26 protein-coding genes and 2 pseudogenes are annotated in these 26,030 nt (G+C 74.1%); 18 read left to right on the top strand and 10 right to left on the bottom strand.

All coding sequences use genetic code 11. The features are described 5' to 3' along the window. Positions 1–40: 40 nt before the first annotated feature. A complete protein-coding gene (locus tag B446_RS05115) occupies positions 41–997 on the bottom strand; it encodes a GlxA family transcriptional regulator (protein WP_020938351.1) in 957 nt (318 codons plus the stop codon). 332 nt (positions 998–1,329) lie between these two features. Between B446_RS05115 and B446_RS05110 the strand changes: the two genes are divergently transcribed. The 3 genes from B446_RS05110 to pqqB are packed head-to-tail and all read left to right on the top strand — an operon-like array spanning position 1,330 to position 3,840. Further along, complete coding sequence (locus B446_RS05110; RefSeq protein WP_020938350.1) at positions 1,330–1,728, top strand: SseB family protein; 399 nt, start codon at positions 1,330–1,332, stop codon at positions 1,726–1,728. Positions 1,729–1,765: 37 nt separating this feature from the next. Beyond that, positions 1,766–2,887, top strand: coding sequence for a hypothetical protein (locus B446_RS05105; RefSeq protein WP_020938349.1), 1,122 nt, complete (start codon positions 1,766–1,768; stop codon positions 2,885–2,887). Between the two features lie 59 nt (positions 2,888–2,946). Next, positions 2,947–3,840, top strand: a complete 894-nt coding sequence (gene pqqB / locus B446_RS05100) for a pyrroloquinoline quinone biosynthesis protein PqqB (RefSeq protein WP_234967455.1) — start codon at positions 2,947–2,949, stop codon at positions 3,838–3,840. 20 nt (positions 3,841–3,860) lie between these two features. On the opposite strand, the gene B446_RS05095 is transcribed toward pqqB, so the two are convergent. Both B446_RS05095 and B446_RS05090 read right to left on the bottom strand, forming a co-directional pair. Then, positions 3,861–4,259 (bottom strand): MarR family winged helix-turn-helix transcriptional regulator, encoded by a 399-nt coding sequence (locus B446_RS05095; protein ID WP_020938347.1) that lies wholly within the window; start codon positions 4,257–4,259, stop codon positions 3,861–3,863. A gap of 72 nt (positions 4,260–4,331) precedes the next feature. Next, a complete protein-coding gene (locus tag B446_RS05090; RefSeq protein WP_020938346.1) occupies positions 4,332–4,682 on the bottom strand; it encodes a VOC family protein in 351 nt (116 codons plus the stop codon). A 423-nt stretch (positions 4,683–5,105) separates the two neighbouring features. On the opposite strand from B446_RS05090, the gene B446_RS05085 reads away from it, so the two are divergent. The 12 genes from B446_RS05085 (at position 5,106) to B446_RS40930 (ending at position 16,123) form a co-directional block, all read left to right on the top strand. After that, complete coding sequence (locus tag B446_RS05085) at positions 5,106–5,393, top strand: helix-turn-helix domain-containing protein (RefSeq protein ID WP_020938345.1); 288 nt, start codon at positions 5,106–5,108, stop codon at positions 5,391–5,393. A gap of 82 nt (positions 5,394–5,475) precedes the next feature. Then, positions 5,476–6,426 (top strand): SMP-30/gluconolactonase/LRE family protein, encoded by a 951-nt coding sequence (locus B446_RS05080; protein WP_020938344.1) that lies wholly within the window; start codon positions 5,476–5,478, stop codon positions 6,424–6,426. 66 nt (positions 6,427–6,492) lie between these two features. Then, positions 6,493–6,954 carry a fluoride efflux transporter CrcB gene (crcB, locus tag B446_RS05075; protein WP_020938343.1) on the top strand — a complete coding sequence of 154 codons (462 nt, stop codon included), beginning with the start codon at positions 6,493–6,495 and terminating at the stop codon, positions 6,952–6,954. Further along, positions 6,951–7,358, top strand: coding sequence for a DUF190 domain-containing protein (locus B446_RS05070; protein ID WP_020938342.1), 408 nt, complete (start codon positions 6,951–6,953; stop codon positions 7,356–7,358). The genes crcB (B446_RS05075) and B446_RS05070 overlap by 4 nt, the downstream gene beginning before the upstream one ends. After that, positions 7,355–7,729 (top strand): fluoride efflux transporter CrcB, encoded by a 375-nt coding sequence (gene crcB, locus B446_RS05065; RefSeq protein WP_020938341.1) that lies wholly within the window; start codon positions 7,355–7,357, stop codon positions 7,727–7,729. Before B446_RS05070 ends, crcB (B446_RS05065) begins: the two co-directional genes overlap by 4 nt. A 75-nt stretch (positions 7,730–7,804) precedes the next feature. Beyond that, positions 7,805–8,641: an undecaprenyl-diphosphate phosphatase gene (locus tag B446_RS05060; RefSeq protein ID WP_020938340.1), complete on the top strand. Its 837-nt coding sequence runs from the start codon at positions 7,805–7,807 to the stop codon at positions 8,639–8,641. A 115-nt stretch (positions 8,642–8,756) separates the two neighbouring features. After that, positions 8,757–9,485: a FadR/GntR family transcriptional regulator gene (locus B446_RS05055; protein ID WP_020938339.1), complete on the top strand. Its 729-nt coding sequence runs from the start codon at positions 8,757–8,759 to the stop codon at positions 9,483–9,485. 247 nt (positions 9,486–9,732) lie between these two features. Next, a complete protein-coding gene (locus B446_RS05050; protein WP_020938338.1) occupies positions 9,733–10,749 on the top strand; it encodes an asparaginase in 1,017 nt (338 codons plus the stop codon). Positions 10,750–10,833: 84 nt separating this feature from the next. Further along, positions 10,834–12,243 carry an aspartate ammonia-lyase gene (gene aspA / locus B446_RS05045; protein WP_020938337.1) on the top strand — a complete coding sequence of 470 codons (1,410 nt, stop codon included), beginning with the start codon at positions 10,834–10,836 and terminating at the stop codon, positions 12,241–12,243. A 47-nt stretch (positions 12,244–12,290) separates the two neighbouring features. Then, positions 12,291–13,229, top strand: a complete 939-nt coding sequence (locus tag B446_RS05040) for a glutaminase (RefSeq protein ID WP_020938336.1) — start codon at positions 12,291–12,293, stop codon at positions 13,227–13,229. Between the two features lie 111 nt (positions 13,230–13,340). Further along, positions 13,341–14,774 carry a polyprenol phosphomannose-dependent alpha 1,6 mannosyltransferase MptB gene (mptB, locus tag B446_RS05035; RefSeq protein ID WP_020938335.1) on the top strand — a complete coding sequence of 478 codons (1,434 nt, stop codon included), beginning with the start codon at positions 13,341–13,343 and terminating at the stop codon, positions 14,772–14,774. Continuing rightward, positions 14,771–16,123, top strand: a complete 1,353-nt coding sequence (locus B446_RS40930; RefSeq protein WP_078614639.1) for a glycosyltransferase family 87 protein — start codon at positions 14,771–14,773, stop codon at positions 16,121–16,123. Before mptB ends, B446_RS40930 begins: the two co-directional genes overlap by 4 nt. 50 nt (positions 16,124–16,173) lie before the next feature. Here the strand turns inward: B446_RS40930 and B446_RS05020 are convergent. Beyond that, positions 16,174–17,055, bottom strand: a pseudogene (locus tag B446_RS05020) (D-alanyl-D-alanine carboxypeptidase family protein); the annotation flags it as partial. Positions 17,056–17,229: 174 nt separating this feature from the next. Next, positions 17,230–18,375, bottom strand: a complete 1,146-nt coding sequence (gene rho / locus B446_RS05015) for a transcription termination factor Rho (protein WP_020938331.1) — start codon at positions 18,373–18,375, stop codon at positions 17,230–17,232. Between the two features lie 446 nt (positions 18,376–18,821). On the opposite strand from rho, the gene B446_RS40120 reads away from it, so the two are divergent. Then, the gene (locus tag B446_RS40120; RefSeq protein WP_234967454.1) at positions 18,822–19,868 is read left to right on the top strand and encodes a hypothetical protein; all 1,047 of its coding nucleotides are present in this window, start codon (positions 18,822–18,824) and stop codon (positions 19,866–19,868) included. Positions 19,869–19,894: 26 nt separating this feature from the next. Here the strand turns inward: B446_RS40120 and B446_RS05005 are convergent, their stop codons facing one another. Further along, entirely contained in the window at positions 19,895–20,293 is a 399-nt protein-coding gene (locus B446_RS05005) for a nuclear transport factor 2 family protein (RefSeq protein WP_020938329.1), read from the bottom strand. A gap of 72 nt (positions 20,294–20,365) precedes the next feature. Between B446_RS05005 and B446_RS05000 the strand changes: the two genes are divergently transcribed. Together B446_RS05000 and B446_RS04995 are read left to right on the top strand one after the other, a co-directional pair. Next, positions 20,366–20,935: a PadR family transcriptional regulator gene (locus tag B446_RS05000; protein ID WP_020938328.1), complete on the top strand. Its 570-nt coding sequence runs from the start codon at positions 20,366–20,368 to the stop codon at positions 20,933–20,935. Next, the gene (locus tag B446_RS04995; protein ID WP_020938327.1) at positions 20,935–21,714 is read left to right on the top strand and encodes a class I SAM-dependent methyltransferase; all 780 of its coding nucleotides are present in this window, start codon (positions 20,935–20,937) and stop codon (positions 21,712–21,714) included. The genes B446_RS05000 and B446_RS04995 overlap by 1 nt, the downstream gene beginning before the upstream one ends. On the opposite strand, the gene B446_RS04990 is transcribed toward B446_RS04995, so the two are convergent. The 4 genes and pseudogenes from B446_RS04990 to B446_RS04975 all read right to left on the bottom strand — a co-directional run bounded on the left by B446_RS04990 (position 21,684) and on the right by B446_RS04975 (position 26,012). Then, positions 21,684–22,427, bottom strand: a complete 744-nt coding sequence (locus tag B446_RS04990) for a GntR family transcriptional regulator (protein WP_020938326.1) — start codon at positions 22,425–22,427, stop codon at positions 21,684–21,686. The two genes, B446_RS04995 and B446_RS04990, sit on opposite strands and share 31 nt — an antisense overlap. 360 nt (positions 22,428–22,787) lie before the next feature. Continuing rightward, positions 22,788–23,756 (bottom strand): acetylxylan esterase, encoded by a 969-nt coding sequence (locus B446_RS04985; RefSeq protein ID WP_020938325.1) that lies wholly within the window; start codon positions 23,754–23,756, stop codon positions 22,788–22,790. 279 nt (positions 23,757–24,035) lie between these two features. Next, positions 24,036–24,864: pseudogene (locus B446_RS41080) on the bottom strand (NADP-dependent oxidoreductase). 242 nt (positions 24,865–25,106) lie between these two features. After that, on the bottom strand, positions 25,107–26,012 hold the full coding sequence (locus B446_RS04975) for a LysR family transcriptional regulator (RefSeq protein ID WP_043474767.1): 906 nt from the start codon (positions 26,010–26,012) through the stop codon (positions 25,107–25,109). Positions 26,013–26,030 lie beyond the last annotated feature (18 nt).

Below are 26,030 nucleotides of genomic sequence, written 5' to 3'. Positions count from 1 at the left end.
CGCGATCGCCATGGTTCGAAAGGATCGCGCCAGCCGCCGGCTACTCGCCCTGCGCGAAGGTGCGCCGGTAGTCGCTCGGGGTGGTGCCGAGGATGCGCTGGAAGTGCAGCCGCAGGTTCGCGCCGGTGCCCAGACCGACGTCGGCGGCGATCTGCTCCACGCTGCGCTCCGAACGCTCCAGCAGCTCCCTGGCCATGTCGATGCGGGCGCGCATGACCCACTGCATGGGCGTGTACCCGGTGTCCTCGGCGAACCGACGGGAGAACGTGCGCGCCGACACCCCGGCGTGCCGGGCCAGCGCGTCGAGGCCGAGCGGCTCGCCGAGCCGGTGCAGTGCCCACTCGCGGGTGGCGGCGAACCGCTCGCCGAGCGGCTCGGGCACGCTGCGCGGCACGTACTGGGCCTGGCCGCCGCTGCGGTACGGTGCCGCGACCAGGCGCCGGGCCGCGTGGTTCGAGGCGGCGACGCCCAGGTCGCCGCGCAGGATGTGCAGGCACAGGTCGATGCCCGACGCGGCGCCCGCCGACGTCAGCACGCTGCCCTCGTCGACGAACAGCACGTTCTCGTCGACCCGGACGAGCGGGTGCTTCGCCGCCAGCGCCCGGGCGTAGTGCCAGTGGGTGGTGGCGCGCCGGCCGTCGAGCAGACCGGTGGCCGCGAGCGCGAAGGCGCCGGTGGAGATGGCGGCGAGCCGTGCGCCCCGGCGGTGGGCGGCGACCAGCGCGTCCACGACGGGAGGCGGCGGGTCCTCGCGGTCCGGGAAGCGGTAGCCGGGGATGAAGACGATGTCCGCCCACTCCAGCGCGTCCAGGCCGTGCGCCGCGTGGTACGACAGCCCGTCACCACCGGTCACGAGACCGGGCGCGGCACCGCAGACCCGTACCTCGTACGGCATGCTGGCGCGGGTCGTGAACACCTGTGCCGGGATGCCCACGTCGAGCGGCTTGGCCCCTTCGAGCACGAGAACGGCGACACGGCGCAGGCGGGACTCAGGCACCTGATCAGCGTACGCGGCGGCGGGTACGGGCCCCGACGCGTGCCGGGCGTCAGGCGTTCGGGTCGAACGGGGTGCCCGAGGGCATTGCAGTGCGCCAGGGCGCAGGCGAGGTCGCCGCACTTGATCTCGATGGGTCGCCGCACTTGATCTCGATGGTGGCCGCGCCGGAAGGAGCCGCTCCGCCGCCCCGGGACGGTGTGCGCGACGGGCACCGTCCCTCCGCCGGATCCTCACGCATGCCCCCCTCCCCCCTGGGTACGCGACGCGGAAGCACGCCCGGGTGTGTTCTGCCCGTGCGTGACCGTACGACCACCGCTACCTGGGGACCTGCCATGGAGACACCCGCACACGACGACCTTCCGACGCCGGCCCAGCAGGCGCTCGACGCGCTGGCGGTGAACGCCGAGGACCAGGCCGCCCTGGACACCCTCGCGCACAGCGACGTCCTCGTCCCGGTGCCGGACGACGCGCTGGACGGGGACGGCGCCGAACCCACCACCGTCGCCCTGCCCGTCCTGGAACAGAGCGACGGCGACCAGGTCGTCCCCGTGTTCACCTCCGAGGGGACGATGGCCGACCTGCTGCCGTTCGTCTCCCGCTACCGCCTGATCCCGCTCGGCGCCCTCGCCTCCCAGTGGCCGGCCGACGACCTCTCGCTTGCCATCGACGGCAGCTCCGAGCACGGCCTGACGCTGACCTCCCAGGGGGTGCGCACCCTGCTGGCGAGGTGAGCCGCCACCTGCCGCGTGCAGGCGCCAGAATGCCCCCATGGAATGGATCTCCGGGGTGGCCGGCGGACTCGGCGCAGTCGTCCTGCTCCTGGTGTTCAGCAGCATCCTGCGCACCCTGGTGGTGCCCAGGGGCCTCTACTCCGCGCTGGTCTTCCGGCTGTGGTGGATGCTGCGCAGGCTCCTGCGGCTCACCGCCCCGCGCGGCGGCTACGACGCTATCGACCGCGTGCAGACCTGGCTCGCCCCGCTGATGCTGATCGGCATGCTCGCCACCTGGCTCGGCGGGGCGCTGCTCGGATACGGCCTCCTGCTCTACGCGCTGTCCCCGCTCTCCTGGGCGACCGCGTTCCGCGAGGCCGGCTCCAGCCTGTTCACGCTCGGGTTCGCCAGCGAGGCCCGGCTGAAGCTGTCCGTGCTCGACTTCGTCGCCGCGGCCACGGGACCCGTGCTGATCGCTCTCCAGATCGCCTACCTGCCCACCCTGTACGGCGCCTACAACCGCCGTGAACTGGAGGTCACCCTGCTCCAGGCGCGGGCCGGCGAACCCGCCTGGGGGCCGGAGATCCTCGCCCGCCAGTGGCTGGTGGACACCGAGACCGCGCTGCCCCAGCTGTACCGCGACTGGGAACGCCTGGCCTCGGACATGGGCGAGAGCCACTCGACGTACCCGACCCTGCTGACCTTCCGTTCCCCGCGCCCGCACCGCAGCTGGCTGGTCGGTCTCGTCGCCGTCATGGACGCGGCCGCCCTCCAGCTCGCGCTGGACCCGCGCCAGGCACCGCCGGAGGCGCGCCTGGTGCTGCGCGCCGGGTTCAGCGCCCTGCGCGACATCGCCCGAGTGCTGCGCATCCCGTTCGAGCCCGACCCCTCGCCCGGCAGCCCGATCCTGCTGACCTTCGCCGAGTTCGACGAGGCGGTGGCCATGCTGACCGAGGCCGGCTTCCGGGCGGAGCGCGGCCCCGAGGACGCCTGGCCGCACTTCCGGGGCTGGCGGGTCAACTACGAGGCGGTCGCCTACGAGCTGTGCCGTCGCTGCGACGCCGTGCCCGCGCTGTGGACCGGCCCCCGCGACTTCTCCGCCGCGCCGATCCCGCCCCAGCGGCCGGTGGACCGCAGGCCCGGCCCAGGACGGCCGGAACTGCCCCCCGTGTTCGAGTAGTTCCGCGCCTCCGGCCGGGAAGACCCTGGCGGAGGATGGGCACGCGTGCGAAGGAGCCGATGGCCGTGAGGATCGTCCTGCTGGGCACCGCCGCAGGCGGCGGCTTCCCGCAGTGGAACTGCGCCTGCGCGCTGTGCGCGGCGGCCCGGCGGGGCGAACTGCCCTCCCGGACCCAGGAGTGCGCCGCCGTCAGCGGCAACGGACGCGACTGGTGGCTGCTCAACGCCTCGCCCGACCTGCGCGCCCAGCTCACCGGGACCCCGGCCCTGTGGCCCGGCCCGGGCCCGCGCGACACCCCGCTGCGCGGCGTGCTGCTCACCGACGCCGAGGCCGACCACGTCACCGGCATGTCCGAACTGCGCGGAGCGGCCGGGCTCACGGTCTACGCGGCCCCGCCGGTCCGCTCCGTCCTCGCCCCCGCACGCGCGGCCCTGGGCCGCTACGCCGCCTGGGAGTGGCCCGACAGCCTGGCCGACGGCGGGTTCGTGCTCTCCGGCGGGCTGGTCGTCACCGCCCACCAGGTGGGCGGCAAGATCCCCAAGTACGTGCCGTCCGGGGCGTCCGAGCCCGGCCCGTGGGTCACGGCGTACCGGGTGGAGGACCTGGCGAGCGGGGGAGTGCTGGTGTACGCGCCCTGCGTCGGCGCCTGGAGCCCGGTGCTGGACGGCCTGTGCGCGACGGCCGACTGCGTGCTGCTGGACGGGACCTTCTTCGCGGCCGACGAGATGGGCACGGCGGTGCGCAAGGGCGCCGGGCAGGCGGCCATGGGCCATCTGCCGGTCACCGGACCCGGCGGCTCACTGGAGGCGCTGGCCCGCCACCCCGGCGCGCGCCGGGTCTACACCCACCTGAACAACACCAATCCGCTGCTCGACCCGCGCTCACCGGAACACGCGCGGGTGGCCGCTCTCGGGGTGGAGGTGCTGCCGGACGGGACGGAACTGACCTGCTAGGGCCGCTTTCGCGACCGGTCTCAGCCCGCCCGCTCGGCCAGCATCCGCTCCAGCACGGCCCGTTGCAGCGGCAGCACCTCGGCGTGCAGGTCGCGGCCCTTGCGGGTGAGGGCGACCCACACCCCGCGCCGGTCCTCCGCGCACACCGAACGCTCGACCAGGCCCTCCTTCTCCAGCCGGCCGATCAGCCGGGACAGCGCGCTCTGGCTGAGATGGACCCGTCCGACCAGGTTCTGCACCCGGCACTGGTCGCCGTGCGCGGGCGCCTCGGCGGCGAGCAGGTCCAGCACCTCGAAGTCGCTCGCGCCCAGCCCGTGCGGGTGCAGTACGCGGTCTATCTCGCACATCGTGCGCGCGTGCACCGAGAGGATGTCACGCCAGCGCTCCTCGAGCCGGGCGTCGGCCGTCTTGACTGCCATACCCGCACCGTAGCACCGATCCGGCCAATCGTTGAGTGTGCAACTAGTGCGGGCGCAAGGCGCCGCGCGGGCTCAGGCGGACGGGTCCTGGAGCAGGCCCACCAGGTTGCCGTCGGCGTCCTTCACGGAGGCGATCAGCCTGCCGCCGCCGACGTCCTGGGCGTCCTGCAGCAGCTCGGCGCCCGCCTCCAGCAGCGCCGCGAGCCGCTCGCGCAGGTCGGTGACGTGCCAGTACGGCACCGGCCCGGTCAGCCCCTTGGCGTGCCCGTTCGGGTCGAGGCCGACGTCTTGGCCCTCGGCCTTGTAGCCGACGTAGTACGGCTCGTCGGCGTACGGCTCGACCCCGAGCAGGGCGGCGAACACGGCCTTGGCCTTCTCCAGGTCCTTGACGGGGTAGATGATCGTCTGCAGGCCGGCGGTCATGGGACTCTCCTTCGCGGTGCGGTGCCGACGGGTTCCCCGCCGGTGCTTCCACGCTAGGCCGGGGCAGGCCCCGGCCGCTTCTCCGATCCTGACCGGTCGTCGCGCCCGGCCCGTGCCGCGACCGCTCGCGCCGAACCACCCGGCACCAGCCCTCCGGCACCGAACCACTGACGGGCGAGCGCGCCGCGGGCCGCTTCGCCGCCCCGTCCGGCGCGACGTGGTTCGGCCACCGCTGAACCACCACGGGCCCGGCCGTGCGGCGACGGCCCGGCCCTCCCCGCTGCTCCGGGCCGGACGCCCCGGCCCCCCTGGTCGTACGCCCGTTCGGTACCGGACAAAGGGACACCGACTCGCGGACGCGACCGCCCCGGCTGCGACACAGTGGGAGCACGCGCATGAGGAGGCCGGACGGAGGCGGAACCCATGCTGAGGACTCCCTCGGGACACACGCGGCGGGACATCCTGGACTGGCTGAAGGACCCCGCGGCCAACTTCCCCGGACCGGGACCCGGCGATCCCGGCGAGCGGGGCGTCACCGCCCGGGCCCTGGCCGCCAGGCTCGGGGTGCCGCGCCGGACCGCACGCGCACATCTCGACCTCCTCACCCGCCTCGGCCTGCTGCGCACCCGCCGGATCCGCTGTCGCACCTACTACCGGCGCGACGAGGTCCGCATCGCCGAGGTGGCCAGGATGTTCGAGAAGGGGTGGTGACAACCGGCGCCGCCTGCTAGGAAACGGCCTCACGGCCGGCCACGAGGACGGACCGCACGGACGGCGAAGGACAGGAACCCCCATGACGACCGCACTCGTCCCCCTCCACTACGTCGCCCTCGGCGGCCGCGGCCCCGAGGACGTGGTGGCCGACCCCGAAGGACGGGTCCTCACCGGCACCGAGGACGGCCGCATCCTGCGCATCCGACACCTCGGGGACCCGGACACGGCCCGCGTCGAGACGCTCGCCGACACCGGCGGCCGCCCGCTCGGCCTGGAACTCCTCCCGGACGGCGCCCTGCTGGTCTGCGACGCCGAACGCGGCCTGCTGCGCGTGGAGCCCGGCGGCGCCGTGCACGTCCTCGCCGACTCGGCGGCGGGGGAGCGGCTGCGGTTCTGCAGCAACGTGGTCGCCCTCGCCGACGGCAGCCTCTGCTTCACCGTCTCCAGCCGCCGGCACCCGCTGGACCACTGGATCGGCGACATCGTGGAACACTCCGGCACCGGACGCCTGCTCCGCCTCGCGCCGGACGCCTCGGAGCCCGAAGTCCTGCTCGACGGGCTGCAGTTCGCCAACGGCCTCGCCCCGAGCGCCGACGGCTCGTTCCTGGTGATCGCCGAGACCGGCGCCTGCCGCCTCACCCGTTACCACCTCACCGGACCGCGCGCCGGCCGGGCCGAACCCTTCGCCGAGCTCCCCGGCATGCCCGACAACCTGTGGCGCGAGGGCCCGGACGGACCCGTATGGGTCGCCCTCGCCGGCCCCCGGGTCCCCCCGCTCGACCTGCTGCACCGCGCACCCGCCGCCGTGCGCCGCACCGCCGCCCGGGCCGCCGTCCGCGCCCCCTTCCGGCCGGGCGGCACCATCGGGGTGATGGCCCTGGACGACGACGGCACCGTCGTCCACCGCCTCACCCGCCGCCGGTCCGGCTTCCGCATGGTCACCAGCGTCTGCCGGGCCGGCCGGCACCTGGTGCTCGGCAGTCTCTGGGAGCCCGGCGTCGCCGTCTGCGCGCTGCCCGCCGCCCGCTGACCCGGCGGTACGCTGGTGCCCGGCCGTGATCACCCGTGAGGGCGGGCCGGACAGGAGACGCACAGCATGACAGCCCCGGATGCCGAGAGCCTCCGCGCCCGCCGGGCACCCGCGCGGCGGGCCGAGTGGCGCGCCCAGGCCCCCGTCGTGGCGGTGGTCGCCGCGGGCGGCGCCCTCGGCGCCGTGGCCCGCTACGGGTTCGCCCTGGCCTGGCCCACGCCGCCCGGCGGGTTCCCCTGGGCGACCTTCTGGACCAACGTCGTCGGCTGCGCCGTCATGGGTGTGTTCATGGTGCTGATCACCGACGTCCGGCCCGCGCACCGCCTGGTCCGCCCCTTCTTCGGCACCGGCGTGCTCGGCGGCTTCACCACCTTCTCCACCTACGCCGTCGACATCCGCAGGCTGGTCGGCGCCGGTCGCCCCGGCACCGGCCTCGCCTACCTCGCCGCGACGCTCGTCGCGGCGCTCGCGGCGGTGTGGCTGGCCTCGGCCGCCGCCCGCTCGGTCCTCGTCCGGAGGCAGCCATGACATCCCTCGGCGGCCGGGCCCTGCGGCTCACCGTGTACATCGGCGAGGACGACACCTGGCACCACAAGCCCCTCTACTCCGAGATCGTGCACCGCGCGCACGCGGCCGGCCTCGCCGGGGCCAGCGTCTTCCGCGGCATCGAGGGGTTCGGCGCCTCCTCCCGCATCCACACCTCCCGGCTGCTCTCCCTGAGCGAGGACCTGCCGGTCGCCATCGTCGTGGTGGACACCGAGGAACGGGTCCGGGCCTTCCTGCCGCAGCTCGACGAACTGGTCACGGAGGGGCTGGTGACCCTCGACGCGTGCGAGGTCATCCGCTACGTGGGCCGTCCGCCCGGGCCGGGCGGGGACACGAAGAGCCCCAAGGCGAGGGGCCGGAAGCCGAAGGGTGAGAAGTCGGAGTGAACTGGCTGCTGGTCATCGCCGGGGCCGTGGTCGGCGCGCCCCTGCGCTACCTCACCGACCGCGCCGTACAGGCCGGACACGACTCGGTCTTCCCCTGGGGCACCTTCGTGGTGAACGTCACCGGCAGCCTCGTCCTGGGGCTGCTCACCGGTGCCGTGTCGGCCGGAGCCGCAGGTCCGCACCTGCAACTGCTGATCGGCACCGGCCTGTGCGGAGCCCTCACGACGTACTCGACCTTCTCCTACGAGACCCTGCGGCTGACCGAGGCGGGTGCGGGGCTCTACGCTGCCGCCAACGTCGTCGCGAGTCTCGTGGCGGGGCTCGCCGCCGCCTTCGCGGGCGTCGCCCTCGCCGGCGCCCTCACGACCTAGGCGCGTGGCGTACGGCCCGGCATAGTAAGTACTGTCTACAGCACTGTCGACCAACTCTCCTCAGAACTGGATCCCATGAGCGCCATCTCCGTCGGTCAAGCCGTCGTCCTCGGAGTCGTCGAGGGGGTGACCGAGTTCCTCCCCGTGTCCTCCACCGGCCACCTCAAGATCGTCGAGGGGCTCATGAACATCCCCGTCGACGACAAGTCCGTCGTCGGCTTCTCGGCCGTCATCCAGGTCGGCGCCATCGCCGCCGTGCTCGTGTACTTCTTCAAGGACATCAAGCGGATCGTCTCGGCCTGGTTCCGTGGTCTGACCAACCGCGAGGAGCGCCACCACCACGACTACAAGTTCGCCTGGTGGGTGATCGCCGCGACCGTCCCCATCGTCGTGGTCGGCCTCGCGGCCAAGCCGCTGATCGACGGTCCCCTCGCCTCGCTCTGGGTGGTCGCCGCCTCCCTGATCGTCGGCTCCGGCGTGATGTGGGCCGCCGACCAGATGGGCCGGCACAAGCGTGGTGAGGACGACACCTCGTTCAAGGACGCGATGTGGGTCGGCTGCTCGCAGATCCTCGCGCTGCTGTTCCCCGGCTTCTCCCGCTCCGGCGCCACCATGTCCACCGCGCTCATCCTGGACCTGGACCGCGTCGCCGCCACCCGCCTGTCGTTCTTCCTCGGCATCCCGGCCCTCACCGGCGCCGGCATCTACGAGCTGAAGGACGCCCTCGGCGCGGGCGTCGGCGCCGCCCCGCTCGCCGTCGGCACCCTCGTGTCCTTCGTGGTCGCCTACGCGTCCATCGCGTGGCTGCTGAAGTTCGTCGCCAAGCACTCCTTCAACGCCTTCGTGATCTACCGGATCGTCGTCGGCGGCGCGCTCCTCGGCCTGCTCGCCACCGGCACGCTCAACAGCTGAGCGAAGACCGCAGCCCACCCACGGGGTGCGCCACCTGAACGCAGGTGGCGCACCCCGTGAATTTTTCATACGTCCGGCTTGACAGCCCGCCGCCGCGGAACGCAGGATCGCTCCCGTGAACCTGTCAGACAGCCAGACAGGTGTGCCGGCACCGCGGCGCGTCAGCGCGATGGAAGCGGTCCTCGGCCACCTTCGCGGCGCCATCGAGCGCGGCGACTACACGATCGGCGACAAGCTCCCCTCCGAGGCCGAGCTGTGCCGCACCCTCGAGGTGTCCCGGCCCGTCCTGCGCGAGGCGCTGCGCGCGCTGCAGACGATGGGGCTGACGGTCTCCCGGACCGGCAAGGGCACCTTCGTCGTCGCGAGCGCCGTCGAGGACCCCACCTTCGGCGACTACGCGGCCAGCGACCTGCTGGAGGTACGCCGCCACATCGAGATCCCGGTGGCCGGGTACGCCGCCGCGCGCCGCACCCCGGAGGACCTGGACCGCCTGGCCCACCTCCTGGACCGGATGGAGCGGGAGACGGACACCACCGCGTGGGTCGCGATGGACAGCCTCTTCCACCTCGCCGTCGCCGAGGCCGCCCAGAACCCCGTCTTCCGCCGGGTCATCGAGGAGATCCGCGACGCGCTGGCGCGCCAGTCGGCGTTCCTCAACGAGCTGGGCGGACGCCGGGAGCAGTCCAACCGGGAGCACCGGGCCATCGTCGAGGCGCTGGTGGACGGCTGCGAGCACGACGCCGTCGAGGCGATGAGCCACCACCTCGACCGCGTCGAGACGACCCTCACCGACATCGTGCGCGCCGGACGCCCGGACCCCACGGAAGCCGGAACCGGAACATGAACGCCCCGCGGTCCGCGCCCGGCCCGCTCCCTTCCGGCGACGCCCCGCGCCCTGCCGGTGGTGCCCCCCGGCCGGCGGCGACACCCGGCCGGGGCTCGCGCCGCGTCGACTGTGCCCCGCACCCGGCGGCGACGTCCGGGCCGGTCCCGCAGAACCCCGCGCGCACTGGCCGTCACCTGGCCCCGGCGCGTACGTATCCCACCGGCGGCGCGTGATCCGCGCCGCGACCCACGACAAGCAGGCAACCATGTACAACGGTTCCCCCGCGGACGCACCCCTGGTCCGCGAGCCCCTCCACGCTCCCGTCGCCCACCTCGTCCGCGGCGGGGTCGTCGAGGGCATCCACTACGGCTCCGTCGTCGTCCTCGGCGCCGACGGCCGGGTCGAGCTGCAGCTCGGCGACATCGAGGCCGCGTTCTACCCGCGCTCGGCCCTCAAGCCCGTCCAGGCCGTGGCCATGCTGCGGGCCGGGCTGCCGCTCGACGGCGACCTGCTGTCGCTGGCCGCAGCGAGCCACTCCGGCGAGGAGCGGCACCTCGCCGGCACCCGGCGCATCCTCGACCTCGCCGGCCTCACCGAGGACGACCTGGGCAACGTGCCCGACATGCCGTACGACCCCGTCGAGCGCGACGCCTGGGTCCGCGACGGCAGGCAGCCCTCCCGCCTCGCCCAGAACTGCTCCGGCAAGCACGCCGCCATGCTGTGGACCGCCAAGCTCAACGGCTGGACCCTGACCGACTACCTGGACGCCGCGCACCCGCTCCAGCGGGCCGTCGCCGACGCCGTCGAGGACCTGACCGGCCAGCGGGCCGCCGGGGTCACCGTGGACGGCTGCGGCGCGCCGCTGTTCGCCATATCCCTGCACGGCCTCGCCCGCGCCCTGTCCCGCATCACCTCGGCCGTCCCGGGCACGCCCGAGGCCCGGGTGGCGGACGCGATGCGCGAGCACCCCGAGACGGCCTCCGGCACCCGGCGCGACGTGGCCGCGCTGATGCGGGCCGTCCCCGGGCTGCTCTCCAAGGACGGCTTCGAGGGCGTCCAGGTGGCCGCGCTGCCCGACGGCCGGGCCGTCGCGGTCAAGATCGCCGACGGCGCGAACCGGGCGCGCGTCCCGGTCGCGGCGGCCGCGCTGGCCCGGGCGGGCGTCGACCCGGCCCTGCTGACCGCGTTCGCCGGTGAGCCGCTGCTCGGCGGCGGGAGGCCGGTCGGCTCCGTGCGGCCGGTGCGCGCGCTGGACCCCGTCGAACTGCCGGCCTGCGCCTGACCTCCGCCGGTGCCGCCCGGCGCCCCACCGCCCGGGGCGCCCGCACCCCCGTACCCCAGAAACAGAAAGTGGTCCCGCACCCTCATGACCGCCGCCACCCGTAGCGAGCACGACCTGCTCGGCGACCGGGACGTACCCGCCGACGCCTACTGGGGTGTCCACACCCTGCGTGCCACGGAGAACTTCCCGATCACCGGCACCCCCATCTCCGCCTACCCGCACCTGATCGACGCCCTGGCCGCCGTCAAGGAGGCCGCCGCCCTCGCCAACGAGGAACTCGGCCTGCTCGAGCCCCGCAAGGCCGCCGCGATCGTCGCCGCCTGCCGCGAGATACGCGCCGGCGCGCTGCACGACCAGTTCGTCGTGGACGTCATCCAGGGCGGCGCGGGCACGTCCACCAACATGAACGCCAACGAGGTCGTGGCCAACCGCGCGCTGGAGCTGCTCGGCCACGCCAAGGGCGCCTACGCGCACCTGCACCCCAACGAGGACGTCAACCTCGGCCAGTCGACCAACGACGTCTACCCCACCGCCGTCAAGATCGCGACCGTGTTCGCGGTGCGCGGCCTGCTCAAGGCGATGGCCGTCCTCCAGGACTCCTTCGCGCACAAGGCCGTCGAGTTCCGCGACGTGCTGAAGATGGGCCGCACCCAGCTCCAGGACGCGGTGCCGATGACCCTCGGCCAGGAGTTCTCGGCGTTCGCCGTGATGCTGGACGAGGACCGCAGCCGGCTCGCCGAGGCCGTCGAGCTGGTCCAGGAGATCAACCTCGGCGCCACCGCCATCGGCACCGGACTCAACGCCCCGGCCGGCTACGCCGAGGCCGCCCGCAGGCACCTCGCCGCGATCACCGGACTGCCCCTGGTCACCGCGGCCAACCTGGTCGAGGCCACCCAGGACTGCGGCGCCTTCGTGCAGATGTCGGGCGTGCTCAAGCGGATCGCCGTCAAGCTCTCCAAGAGCTGCAACGACCTGCGCCTGCTCTCCTCGGGCCCGCGCGCGGGCCTGGGCGAGATCAACCTGCCGCCGGTCCAGGCCGGTTCGTCGATCATGCCCGGCAAGGTCAACCCGGTCATCCCCGAGGTCGTCAACCAGGTCGCCTTCGAGGTGATCGGCAACGACGTGGCCATCACCATGGCCGCCGAGGCCGGGCAGCTCCAGCTCAACGCCTTCGAGCCGATCATCCTGCACTCCCTGTCCGAGTCGATCACCCACCTGCGCCGCGCCTGCCTCGTCCTCGCCGAGCGCTGCGTGAACGGCATCACCGCCAACACCGAGGTGCTGCGCGCGACCGTCGAGAACTCCATCGGCCTGGTCACCGCGCTCAACCCGCACATCGGGTACACGGCCGCCACCGACATCGCCAAGGAGGCCCTGGCCACCGGCCGGGGCGTGGCCGAGCTGGTGCTGGAGAAGGGCCTGCTGCCCGCCGGGCGGCTCGCCGACCTGCTGCGTCCCGAGATCCTGGCCGGTAGCGGGGCACCCGCCGCCTGACCCCGCCGGGCCCGTGCGGTTACGCGCCAGGACCGGCCAGAGGCACAATGGTGATCATGACAACGACGTCGTCCCTCGCCTTCCTGCCGGTCCTGGAGCGCATCGCCGAGGAGATGGAGCGCACGCCCGGCCGCGGACGTCCCGCCGACTACATCCCGGCCCTGGCGGCCCGCGATCCCCGCAGCTTCGGCATGGCCGTCGCCGAGCTGGACGGCACGGTGTACGGGGTGGGGGAGTGGCGGCAGCCCTTCTCGGCGCAGTCCATCACCAAGGTCTTCACGCTCGCCCTGGACCTGGCCCGGGAGGGCGACGAACTCTGGGAGCACGTGGGCCGGGAACCCTCCGGCAACCCGTTCAACTCGCTGGTGCAGCTGGAGTACGAGAACGGCATTCCGAGGAATCCTTTCATCAACGCGGGCGCGCTCGTCGTGACGGACCGCCTCCAGACCCGTACCGGCGACGCGGCCGGGGAACTGCTGGCCTTCCTGCGTGCCGAGAGCGGCAACCCCGCGCTGGACTTCGACAAGGAGATCGCGGCCTCCGAGACCGCGAACGGCGACCGCAACGCGGCCCTCGCCCACTTCATGGCGTCCTACCGCAACATCGACAACGACGTGCCCGTCCTGCTCGACCAGTACTTCCGGCAGTGCTCCGTCGCCGCCTCCTGCGGCGACCTGGCCCTCGCCACCACCTTCCTCGCCCGGCACGGCATCCGCTCCGACGGCACCCGGCTGCTCACCCGCAGCCAGGCCAAGCAGGTCAACGCCGTGATGCTGACCTGCGGCACGTACGACGCGGCCGGCGACTTCGCCTACCGCGTCGGCCTGCCCGGCAAGAGCGGGGTGGGCGGCGGGATCATCGCGGTCGTACCGGGCCGGTGCACGCTGTGCGTGTGGAGCCCGGGGCTGGACGAGCGCGGCAACTCGGTGGCCGGGGTGGCGGCCCTCGACCGGTTCACGACACTGACCGGCCTGTCGGTGTTCTAAAGCGGTCCTGCCGCCGCCGGCTTGCGCGGGCCACCGACCGGTCACCCGGCGGCCCCGGCCACGAGGGTCCGGCGTCGTCTCGCGGCCATCCCGCGTTGCCACGCTGCCCGCGTGCCGGCCAAGACCGTTCCCGTTGACCAGACCCCTTCCGTCGACCACCCCGTCGCCCTCCGCCGCTGCCAGGTGCTGGGCCTGACCGGTACCGTCTTCCTCGCCCTGGGCGGTGAGACCGCGGGCGCCCTGCCCGTCCGGGACCACCTCGCGCCCGCCCCCGCACGGGCCGCGCTCGGACTGGTCGCCGTCTACTTCGGCGTCGTGCTGCTGACCGCCGCCTGGATGCTGCTCGGCCGGCTGGTGCGCGGCCCGCGCCCACCGTCCCAGCGGTCCCTGCTGCTGGTCCTGACCGTCTGGGCGGCCCCCCTGCTGCTCGCCCCGCCGCTGTTCAGCCGGGACGTCTACAGCTACCTCGCACAGGGCGCCATGGTCGACGCCCACATGGACGTGTACACCCAGGGACCCGCCCGGCTCGGCGGCCCACTGGCCCACGAGGTCGCCCCCGTGTGGCAGCACACGGCCGCCCCCTACGGGCCGGCCTTCCTGGCCCTGGCGTCCGCGCTGTCGGGACTGACCCACGGCCGGCTGCCCGCCGGACTGCTCGGCATGCGCCTGCTCGCGCTGCTCGGCGTGGCCCTCATGGCCGCCGCACTGCCCCGTCTCGCCCGGCACAGCGGCGCCGACCCGGCCGCCGCGCTGTGGCTCGGCGCCCTCAACCCGCTGGTCCTGCTGCACCTCGTCGCCGGCGCCCACAACGACGCGCTCATGCTGGGGCTGCTCGGACTCGGCCTGGTCGCCGCGTGCGGCCGGTGGCCCGTCCTCGGAGCCGTGCTCGTCACGTCGGCCGCCCTGGTCAAGGCGCCCGCCGCGCTCGGCCTGGTCGCCGTCGTGGCCCTGCTGGTCCGCTCCGGCCGGCGCCCGTCGCACGCGATCGCGCTCACGACGGCCGCCGCCGCGGCCACCACGGTCACCGCGACCGCCGTGGCCGGCACGGGATACGGCTGGGTCCACACCCTGACCACCCCCGTCTCCCCGCACAACTGGGCCCTCACCAGCCTGCTCGGCCGGGCCACCCGCGCCGCGCTCGAACACCTCGGCAGCGGCCTGGCCCCCCTGGCCGTCCCGGCCTGGCACCTGCTCGGCCTGGCGGCCACCGCGGCCGCCGTCTCGCTGATCTGGCTGCGGCTGCGCCCGCACCCGGTGTACGCCCTCGGCCTGAGCCTGCTGGCCGTCGCCGTCCTCGGCCCGGCGATCCGCCCCTGGTACGTGCTCTGGGGCCTGTTCCTCATCGCGGCCGCCGGGCCCAGCGCCCCGGTACGGCACCGGGTGGCCGCCCTGGCCGGCGTCCTCGCCCTCGCCGTGCTGCCCAGCGGCGGACCGGCCGACCCCGGCCTGCTGGTGCTCGCCGTCTGCGGCGTGCTGCTCGGCCTGGCCGTCCTGTGGCAGGCCCACCAGAGCGCCCGTACGCCCGCGCCGGGACGCACCGCGTGAGCGTCCGGACGGCGCCGCGCACCGACCGGGGACGGCTGCTCCTCGTCCTCGCGCTCGCCGCTGCCGTCACCGCGTTCACGGCGACCGTCCCGCTGCTGCGCGGCTTCTTCGACCTGCGCGTCTACTACGGCACCGTGCACACCTGGCTGGCCCACGGTGGCCGTATCTACGACTACCGGGTACCGGGGGCGGCGTACGGCTTCACCTACCCGCCGTTCGCCGCCCTCGCCCTGCTGCCGCTGGCCGCGCTGGGCAGGCCGGCCGCGATCGCCGCCTCCCTGCTGGTCAACCTGGCCGCGCTCGCGGTGGTGCTGCGGATCCTGGCCGGGCCGGGGTGGCGGCGCCACGGCTGGTACCGGTGGTCGCTGGCCCTGTGCGCGCTGGCCCTCTTCGAGCCGCTGCGGGACACCTTCAGCTTCGGCCAGGTGAACCTGGTGCTGCTCGCCCTGGTCCTCGCCGACTGCCGGCTGCTCGCGGCCGGGCGGGACCGCTGGGCGGGCGCCGGGATCGGGCTCGCCGCGGCCGTGAAACTCACCCCGGCGCTCTTCATCGGCCTGTTGCTGCTCGCCCGGCGGTGGCGTGCCGCGGCGGTGGCGGCCGCCGTGGCGTTCGCCGCGACCGGCCTCGCCGCCTGGGCGGACCCGGGAGCGTCGCGCTACTACTGGACCGAGGCGCTGTGGGACACCGGCCGGGTCGGCCGCCTCGACTACGTCTCCAACCAGTCGCTGCAGGGCGTCCTCGCCCGCCTCGGCGAACCGGACCGCGCGCCGTGGGCCGCGGCGGTGCTGCTGGTGCTCGGCGTGTGGGCGTGGCGCGCCCGGCGGGCCGCGGCGGCCGGGGACTGGGCGGCGGCCTTCGCCCTCACCGGGGCGGCCGCCTGTCTGGTCAGCCCGATCACCTGGGTGCACCACCTGGTGTGGCTGCTGCCGGCCTTCGTGGTCCTGGCGCGCGCCGGGCACCCGCGGCTCGCGGGCGCCCTGTACGCGGTGCTGTGCACCAGCGTGGTGTGGCTCTGGTTCGACGACGCCTCGGGCCCCGGCGGGTTCCTCGGGAGCAACGCCTACACGTGGATCACGCTGGGCCTGCTGCTGGGCCTGCCGGCCGGTCAGCCGTCCGCGCCCCGGGCGTTCTTGGCCCTGAGGGCCCGGGTCACGGCGAACGCGCCGAGCCCGGCGAGCCCCGCGACGGCCACGGTGCCAGGCCAGTCCGAGTCGTCGTCCGGCGCCGGCCCTGCGGTCGCCGCGACGGGCGCGGCGGACGCGGGCGCGGCGGGAGCGGCGCGCAGCGCGTCCAGCGAGCCGACCGGGTCCACCCGCCCGGCCGCCGCGAAACCCCAGTCGAGCAGCTGACGGGCCTCCTCGTAGACCTCGAACCCGCCGCCGTCCTGCGGGTTCATCACCGTGACGACCAGGGTGCGGCCGTCCCGGCGTGCGGCCGCGACGAGGGTGTTGCCCGCGTTGCTGGTGTAGCCGTTCTTGATGCCGATCAGCCCCGGGTACGGCGCCACGCCGTCCTCGCCGGTCAGCAGCCGGTTGGTGTTCTCGATCGCGAACGGCCACCCGTCGCCGGGGAACTCGGCGTGCGCCGTGGAGCAGTACCGGGCGAAGTCGGGGTTGCGCAGGCCCTCGCGCCCGAAGACCGCCAGGTCGTAGGCCGAGGAGACCTGCCCGTCGGCGTCGTAGCCGTCGGGGGAGACCACATGGGTGTCCAGGGCCCCCAGCGCGACGGCCTTGGTCTGCATCTTGGCGGCGGTCCGCTGCCAGCCGCCGCCCAGGGAGGCGAGCACGTGCACGGCGTCGTTGCCCGAGCTGAGGAAGACGCCGCGCCACAGGTCGGCCACCTGGTAGGTGTGGCCCTCCTCGACGCCGACCAGGCTGCTGCCCTCGCCCACGTCCTCCAGGTCCTCGTACCGGACCGTGTGCTGCCGGGTGGCGGGCAGGCCGGGCAGCACGGTGAGGGCGAACAGGGTCTTCAGCGTGCTGGCGGGCGGCAGCCTGCGGTGCGCGTTGTTCGCGGCCAGCACCTCGCCGCTGCCGGCGTCGGCCACCACCCAGGAGAGCGCGGAGACCTCCGGCACCTCCGGGGCGCCGCGGCGTGCCCGGACCTGGGGGCCCGGGTGGAAGAGCAGGGACGGCCGCGGCACCGCGGCCCGGGGGCGCGGGGGCGCGGGATCCCCCGCACGGTGCGCGGTCGCGGCGGCGGCCGGCGCGAGCGCCAGCACGCCCGCCACACACAGGGAACAGGCGGAGACGGCCGTCCGACGAGTGATTCCGGTGATCATACGATCAACCTAAGAAGGGCGACGTGAAGTGGCGCGCTGCCCGGGCCGGACGGCCCAGTGGAGCAACCCGGATGACGCACGCGGCACCTTTCCCGGATGCCGGATGCCGGATGCCGGATGCCGGATGCCCGGGGATGCCGGATGCCCGCGCCGTACCTTCTCGGGGGGCGCCGCTCAGCCGGCGGGCAGCGTCGGCTGGACGCGGCGCAGGAAGGCGGCGTTGCCGGGTGTCTCCCGCATCCGCTCCAGCAGGGTCTCCAGGGCGGCGGGCGCACCCTCCCGGGAGCGCAGGGCCCGGCGAAGTCCGCGGGTGGCCGTCAACTCCGCCGGGGTGAGCAGGAGTTCCTCGCGGCGGGTACCCGTGGCGTCGATGTCCACGGCCGGGAAGAGGCGTCGGGCGGCCGCCTCCCGGTCCAGGCGCAGCTCCATGTTGCCCGTGCTCTTCAGCTCCTCGAAGAAGTAGCCGTCGGCGCGGGAGCCGGTGTCCACCAGGGCGGTGGCGAGGATGGTGAGCGAGCCGCCCTCCTCGGCCGCGCGGGCGGCGCCGAAGAACCGCTTGGGCCCGAGCAGCGCGCCCGCGTCGACACCGCCGCTCAGGGTGCGGCCGCCGGCGCCCGCCGCGTTGTTGTGCGCCCGGCACAGCCGGGTCAGCGAGTCCAGCAGGACGACCACGTCCTCGCCGGCCTCGACGAGCCGCTTGGCCCGCTCGACGACCAGTTCCGCGAGGGCGATGTGCTCCCTGGGCGCCCGGTCGAAGGTGGAGGCGTACACCTCGCCGCGCACCGAGCGGCGCATCTCGGTGACCTCCTCGGGCCGCTCGTCCAGCAGGAGGACCATCAGCCGGCACTCCGGGTGGTTGCCGGCCACGGCGGCGGCCAGTTGCTGGAGCAGCACGGTCTTGCCGCTCTTCGGCGGAGCGACGATCAGTCCGCGCTGGCCCTTGCCGACCGGTGCGAACAGGTCGGCGACCCGTCCGGCCGCGCCGGAGGCCGGGTGTTCGAGGCGGATCCGCTCGTGCGGGTGGAGCGGGGTGAGGTCCTGGAAGCGGCGGCGGGTCCGGGAGCCGTCAGGATCGCCTCCGTTGACGCGCGTGACCTCGGTCAGTGCGCGCTGCGCCCCGCGCACGCCCTCGACGAGGTCGCCCTTGCGCAGGCCGTGACGGCGGATCAGCGCGGGCGGCACCTGCGGGTCGGCGGGGGAGGACAGGCAGGTCACGGCCCGCAGATGCCCCTTCCCGTGCGCGTCGACATCGAGGACACCGGCCACGAGCGGCGAGGCCGGTGCCGGCCGTACGTGCGGGGGTTCGAGTGTGGTGGTCATGGTGGTCCTTTCACGGACTGGATGCGAAAGCAAGCAGAAGGGGGAGGGAAGCGGGCCGCGTGACGGGAGGGCCTGTGTGCCTCGCGACGGGAGGACGCATGCGCCTGAGGGCGGCCACGGGAACAGCACCCCGTGACGAGGTGGTGTGAAGCGGCTGACGCGCCGGGTCGTGGAAGACGGACGGATCAGCGCGGAGAGAGGAGAACGGCACCGGCGCCCTCAAAGGGGCGAGCACGAGTACCGCAAGCACCGTACCACTGCGCGGCACGGCCCCGCTGCGCATTCGTCAACACCTCTGGTGCGCGTCCTGTTCCCGCGGTGTCCAGGGGGCTGCCGTGCCGGGCCGCGTCTCCTGGGGTGTCACCGGTCCGCATCAGATGTCCGCACACCATAACGATCCCGGGCGACAAGGGACTTGACCGGTGGACCTGCTCTATTGTCACGACATGTCCACGCCACCCCAGCCCCCGCAGCCGGGCGACCAGCCCGCACCTCGGTCCGGGGCGTCCGCGCCGCAGCCCGCCCCGCAGCCGGGGCCCTCCGCGCCGGAGCCCGCGCCGCAGCCCGTACCGCCCGCGGCGCAGCCGGAGCAGCCCGCACCACAGGCGGGGCTGCCCGCACCGCAGCCCGGGCAGCCCGCGCCCCAGCCGGGGATACCGGCCCAGCCGGCGGCCTACTCCTACCCGCATCCGCAGTCGCCTCCGGCGGGGGCCTTCTACGCGCAGCCGACGCTCGTGGGGCAGCCGGGCCAGCCCGGTCACCTCGGTCAGCCCGGTCAGCCCGGTCAGCCGATGGTGGGTGTGCCCGGGAACCCCTACGCACAGCCGCCGCAGTACGCGCAGGTGCCGGCCCCGCCGTCCGCGGGCGGCGGGGCCGGGCGGGCCGTGCTGTGGGTCGCCGTCGGCGCGGTCGTGGCCTCCGTCGCCTGGGCGGCCGGGGTGTTCCTGATCGGCGGCCGGGGCGACAGCGCGGACCTGCGCGGCTACTCGGCGCCCGCCGACATGTGCTCCAAGGCCGACTACTCCTCCTTCAAGGACGAGTACCCCGAGAGCGATTCCGCGCCGACCCACAGCTCCCTCAAGGACAAGGCGCTGGACGAGAGTTCGTGCAGCGTCAACCTGAAGAAGACCGGCTCCTCCTACGCGGACGCGTACCTGTCCGTCCAGGTCGACCTGCACCGCAGCACCGACCCGGGACCGGAGTTCACGGCCAGCTGGAAGAACTACGGTGACAGCCACACCGGTTACGACGTGAAAGAGGTCAAGGGCATCGGCGACGAGGCCTACCTGGTCAGCCAGGACACCACCAACGGGTCCTCCAGCGGCTCACGCTACGCCACCCTCGCCGTGCGCGACGGCTGGGTGACGTACACGATGAGCTACAGCGCCTACCTCAGCACCTACTCCCAGGACAAGAGCCCGCCCGGGCTCAGTGACGTGTCCGACTGGCTGAAGACCGACGCCAGGGCCACTCTCGAACAGCTCAAGGACTGACACCGGCGGTGGCGGCCCGTCGCCGGTCACACGGACCGGGCCGCCGCCTCCTTCGCGATCTGGTCGAACCGCGCGCCCATGGCCTCGGCGAGGGCGTGGGCGCCCGACAGCGGACGCACCATGACCATGAAGTCGTCGATCAGGCCGGCGTCGTTCACCCGCAGGAAGTCGCAGCCGGTCAGCTCGCGGTCACCCACCCGCGCCGTGAAGACCAGGGCGTGTTCCGGCCCGTCCGGGGCGCCGATCTCACGGACGTACCGGAAGTCCTGGAACACCTCGCAGACCGCGCGCAGGATGGCCGCGGTGATCGCCTTGCCGCGGTACGGCTTGAAGACGACCGGGCTGGTGAAGACCACGTCGTCGGCCAGCAGCGCCTCGACGGCGTCCAGGTCGCCCGCCTCGACCGCCTCGCGGAACGCGCGCATCCGATCACCTCGCATAGTCAACTATTTGAATAGGTGCGGAGGAGATTAGTCGCCTGCTGCTAGCGTGTCCACATGTCGCTGAAGTACGCCGTCCTGGCCGCCCTGCTGGAGGGCGAGGCCTCGGGCTACGAGCTGTCCAAGGTGTTCGACGTCTCGCTCGCGAACTTCTGGCCGGCCACTCCGCAGCAGCTCTACCGGGAGCTGGAGCGCCTCGCGCAGGACGGACTCGTCGAGGCCCGGACGGTGCAGCAGGAACGCCGGCCCAACAAGCGCATGTTCACCCTCACCGAGACCGGCCGGGCCGAGCTGCGGTCCTTCGCCGCCGAACCGCCGAAGCGGCCCACCGCCGTGCGCGACGAACTCCTCGTCAAGATCCAGGCCATGGACGGCGGCGACCCGGCGGCGACCCGGGCCCTGGTCGAGGAGCGCGAAAGCTGGGCGCGCGGCAAGCGCGACCGCTACGAACGGCTGCGCGGGCGCCTCCTGGACGGGCGGACCGAGGAGGAGTACCTGCGCACGGCGGACCGGATCGGCCCCTACCTCACCCTCATGGCCGGGATCGCCTTCGAGGAGGACATCCTGCGCTGGTGCGAGCGTGTCCTCGTCATCCTGGAGCAGCGGACCACCCCCGGAGCGGCGTGATGTTCACTCCCGAAGGCCCCACGCTGCGCGAACTCGCCGTCCAGGCCATGTCGTCCGTCGAGCACGGCTACGACCTGCTGGCCCCGAAGTTCGACCACACCCCCTTCCGCACCTCCGGGCGCCTGCTCGGCTCCGTCGCCGAGGCGCTGCGGCCGCTCGGCCCGTTCAGCGACGGACTCGACCTGTGCTGCGGGACCGGCGCCGGGACGGACGTCCTGACCCGGCTGTGCCGGCGCAGCGTCACCGGCCTCGACTTCAGCGCGGGCATGCTCGACGTCGCCCGGCGCAACGCTCCGGCCGGGGGCCCGGACGTCGCCTGGGTGCGCGGCGACGCCCGGGCCCTGCCGTTCGCCCCCGCCTTCGACCTGGTGGTCAGCTTCGGGGCGTTCGGGCACTTCCTGCCCCGCGAACTGCCCGGACTCTTCGGCCAGGTGCACTCGGTGCTGCGGCCGGGCGGCCGGTTCGCCTTCCCGGTCCTCGCCCCGCCCCGTCCCTCCGGCCTCGGCTACTGGACGCTGCTCGGCTTCGACACGGTGATGCGGGTGCGCAACGCCCTGTGGCGGCCGCCGTTCGTCATGTACTACCGGGCCTTCCGGCTCGGCGACGTCCTGGCGGAGCTGGGGCGCGCCGGATTCGAGGTCGAGCTGCGGACACTGCCCGAGTTCGGGCGGCGCGCCGACGGCAGCCCGCGCGCCCGGGTGGTGCTGGCGCGGCGGACGGCCGGGGAGACGGCTGGGGACGGGCCGGGTCAGCCCGCGGCCGGCAGCGTGAACTCGTAGACCAGCGCGTCCTGTTCGGCGTCGACCACCAGCTCGGTTATCTCCAGCGGGCGCGCGTACTGGTCGTGCACCCGGCGGGTCACCCGGACCGCGGAGGTGTCCCCGAGCTGGGTGATGGAGTCCCGGTGGTGCAGCGTGAGACCGGCCCTGCGCATCCAGTCGTAGGCCCGGCGCAACTGCGCGGGGGTGGCGCCGTCGGCCCGGTCCCGGTACCGGCCCAGCTCCGCGACCTCGGCCAGCGCCACGGCGGAGAACGAGGTCACCGCGGTGCGCAGCGACCGGCCGTCCGGCGTGGCCGACCGGTAGCGGTGCACCAGCGTCGGCCGGCGCGGCGCCAGGCGCAGCGCCGTCGCGTGCTCCGGCGGCGGCGCCTCCCAGGCCACCGTCGCCCGGTCCACCGCCCAGGGGTCGGCCGGCCGGGCACCCACCGGGAACGTGAGCGAGGCGGGGTCCTCGACCGGGGCGCCCGGCAGCGTGGCGTGGCTGCCGCGCCGGTCGGTGGCGACCGCGCCGCCACGGCGCAGCACCTCCAGTGCCTGCCGGACGGTCTCCCGGCTGACCGCGAAGTGCCGGGCCAGATGCCGCTCGCCCGGCAGCCGCTCCCCGGGCGGGATGGTGCCGTCGTGCAGTTCGTCCAGCAGCAGTGACGCGACCCTCCAGTACAGGGGCCGGCCGTCGGGCTGCGGGGGGTCGTGCGGGGTGGTGCGGGCCATGCCGCGCCTCCTGTTGGTGACAAGACGTAGCCGTGCGGGCTCATTGCGCGACCAGATCTAGCATTGGTCTAAACCACGAGGGAAGAGCGGCAGGCCGGTTCGGCCGAAACCCACCCTGCGCGATCCACCCGTCACAGCGGGTCGCGTCCCACGGTCACCCGTGTCGCCCCGCCGCGGCCGCCCGTGAGCCACGGGCCCGCCGGCCCTCCGTGCGACCCGCCGGACCCCGTCCGGGGCCGGGGAATCCGACGTCGGCGCCGGACCGGTCGTGTCCGAAAGCCCGCCGGCGGACCGGGCCGAGCGGCCGTGGCCCCGCCCGTCGGCGTACGGCTCGCGCGACCCGTCCGGCCCACCGGCCCCTCAGGCGTACGACCGCAGCCAGCGCAGCTTGCGTTCCTCCTGGAACGGGCCGCCGCCCTCGTGGTCGTTGAACTCGTACACCTCGATCGCCTTGTCCTCGTGGGCCCAGGCGTTGAAGGCGGCGAACACCGTGGACGGCGGGCAGGTCTGGTCCTCCAGGGCCGCCGAGAAGAGGGCAGGGGCCCGGCCGCGCGCCGCGAAGTGCACGCCGTCGAAGTAGGAGAGGGTGCGCAGCACGTCGGCCGCCCGGCCCCGGTGCGTCTTGAGGAACAGGCCGATCTCCCGGTACGGATGCCGGTCCGTGACCGTCACGGCGCGCGGGAAGTCGCACAGGAACGGCACGTCCGGGGCGACCGCGACGAGGTCCGGGACGAGCCCGCCGACCGCGAGGGCCGTCCCGCCGCCCTGGCTCTCACCGATCACCGCGGTGCGCGCCGCGTCGGCCAGCGGGTGTGAACGGGCCGCCTCGACGGCGCGCACGGCGTCCGTGAACACCCGCCGGTAGTAGTAGTTCTCGGGCGCGTCGACACCTCGCGTCATGAACCCGGGGTACGCGGGCGCGGCGCCCACCGGGTCCGTCGTGGCGCCACCGCCGCCCCAGGCGCTGCCCTGCCCGCGGGTGTCCATCACGAAGTGGGCCCGGCCCGTCGACGCCCACAGCAGGTTCTCGTGCGCGAGTCCGCGACCGCCGCCGTACCCGATGAACTCCACCACCAGCGGCAGCGGTTCGGTCGCCCCCGCGGGCAGCCGCAGCCAGCCTCTGACCGGGTGCCCGCCGAACCCGGCGAACGTCACGTCGAGGACCCGCACGGTGGAGAGCCCGGTGTCCACCGGCTCGAACCGCACGTCCGGGTCGTGCTCGCGCGCCTCCCGGAGCGTCTTGCCCCAGAAGGCGTCGAAGTCCTCGGGCGCGCCGGACGCGCCGCGATACGCGCGCAGTTCGTCGATCGGGAGGTCGAACAGAGCCATCGGCAACCGCCTTCGGGCAAGGAGTGGGAGTGGGAGTGGGAGAGGTCGTGGGGGAGAAAGCGTGATCTCACCGTACGGCGGTGATCGGACGGCCCGCCAGGTATGTCCTGGCCCACTGCCCTGTTCCCGGGGCCGCACCGGGGCCCGGGCCGCGACCGGGGAACTGAAGGCGCTTGCTGCGCGCCGCGGTAGAGGTCCGCGCCCGGTTCCGGTGGCCGTCTCGTGCCCGTGGGGGTCCCCGCCTGCGCTCCCTCCGTCGCGGGCCCCGGTGAAGGCCGGTCAGCCCACGAGCAGCACGAGTTTGCCGCGCACCGTCCCCGCTTCACCGACGCGGTGGGCGTGGGAGACCTCGGTCAGGGGGAAGGTCCGGCCGACCTGGACGAAGAAGCGTCCGGCCTCGGCCATGCGGGCGACCTGGGCCGCCGCGTAGGTGGCGCGGCCGGTGTCGCCGCGGCTGAAGCGGACGCCCGTCCGCTGCGCGCCGCGGAAGTCGGCGACGGTGATCACACGCTCCGCGGTGCCCACGAGTTCCACGAGTTCGGGAAGGACACCGCTGCCGGCGACGTCCAGCGCGAAGTCCACCCCCGACGGTGCGATGGCCCGGACTCGGCCGGGCATCCCGTCGCCGTACGCCACCGGCTCGGCGCCCAGTGAGCGCAGGGTGTCATGCGTGCCCGGACTGCCCGTGCCGATGACGCGCGCGCCGCGCTCCACGGCGAGCTGGACGGCGGCACTCCCGACGCTGCCCGATGCCCCGCTGACGAGCACGGAGCAGCCCGCCGTGACGCCGAGCTGGTCGAGCGAGCGCGCCGCGGTCTCCGCTGCCGCCGGGATCGCCGAGGCCCTCGCGTAGTCCAGCGAGTCCGGGATCGGGGCCCAGTGCGACAGGACGGCCGACTCCGCCTGCGCGGCTCCGTGGGGCGAGACTCCGAGGACCCGGTCGCCGACCCGGACACCCGAGACCCTGGCGCTTCTTCCAGTCGCCGGCGTTCACGCCCGCGGCGCGCACCCTGATCCGTATCTCTCCGGCACCTGGACGGGGATCGGGGAGATCGACGATCTCCAGGACCTCCGGGCCGCCGAACCGGCTGAACCGCACCGCCTTCATGACGCACTCCTTCCGCGGAAGGAGTGGCGGATCGTCCGATACCGCGTGTGCGCGTACTCCCCGTCCGGCTGTCCGCCCGGCCCAGAGCACGTTTCTACTCCGATACGGCGACCCTACTTCACGCCCGCCCGGAGGCGGTCGGGACAACCACCCGCCTAGGGGGGCAGCGGCCGTCCCCGCGCCACCAAGGCGGCGAAGTCGATTCGGCGGGGGTGAAGTGGCCGGACGGCGGAGGGCGCCGTCTACGACGCTCCGCGCAGGGTCAGCGCGGTCCGTGCCAGTCCGCGCAACCAGGCGTGGGCGTGGTCGGTGTCGTAGCGCTGATGCCACGACAGGTAGACCGGTGCGAGCGGTAGCTCGAGCGGCAGGGGGAGCACGACCAGGCCGAGGTCGGCGACCGTGGACCGCGTGGTGGCCTCGGGGACGCTGACCAGGAGATCGGAACCGCGCGCGAACTGGAGCGCGGCCGCTTCCGTGGGCGCGCTCGCCACCACGCGGCGGGTGAGGCCGAGCCGCGCGAGGGCGTCGTCGAGGGCGTTGCCGAGGTTCCCCCGTCGCGAGACGGTGACGTGCTCGGCGGCGGCGTACCGGTCTGCCGTGACGGTGCCGCCACGGGTGAGGGGATGTCCCTGCCTGACGACGATGACGAGGCGGGACTCGCCCACCTTCTCGGCGCGGATGTCCGGCGCGCCCGGCTGGTTGGCGTTCGCCTCCAGGTCCACCTCGCCGCGGCGCAACTCCGGTGTGTCGACGCTCGACTCCGCGACGAAACGCAAGCGCACGCCCGGCGCCTCCGCGCGCACGGCCGCCAGCAGCGCGGGGCCGCTCAGGGCGACCAGGGAATCGTGCCAGCGGAGGGTGAACGTGCGCTCCAGGGTGGCCGGATCGAGTTCACGGCTCGGGGCCAGCACCCCTCGGACCTGGTGCAGCAGCTCATGCACCTGCTCCCGGACGGCGATCGCGTACGGCGTCGGGGTCATCGTGCGGCCGGTGCGCACCAGGATCTGGTCCCCGGTCGTACGCCGGATCCGTCCCAGGCTCCGGCTCATCGCGGGCGCGGTGACATGCAGGCGGGCGGCCGCCCCGGCCACACTGCCCTCCTCCAGCAGCGCGTCGAACGCGGCCAGCAGATTCAAATCCAATTGCATGCGAGTAATCCTAGCCGT

The organism is Streptomyces collinus Tu 365, assembly GCF_000444875.1.
In the GTDB taxonomy this organism is placed as follows: Bacteria; Actinomycetota; Actinomycetes; order Streptomycetales; family Streptomycetaceae; genus Streptomyces; species Streptomyces collinus_A.
Note: the sequence above shows the minus strand (reverse complement) of the source record. Positions and strands in the feature narration are given on the sequence as shown.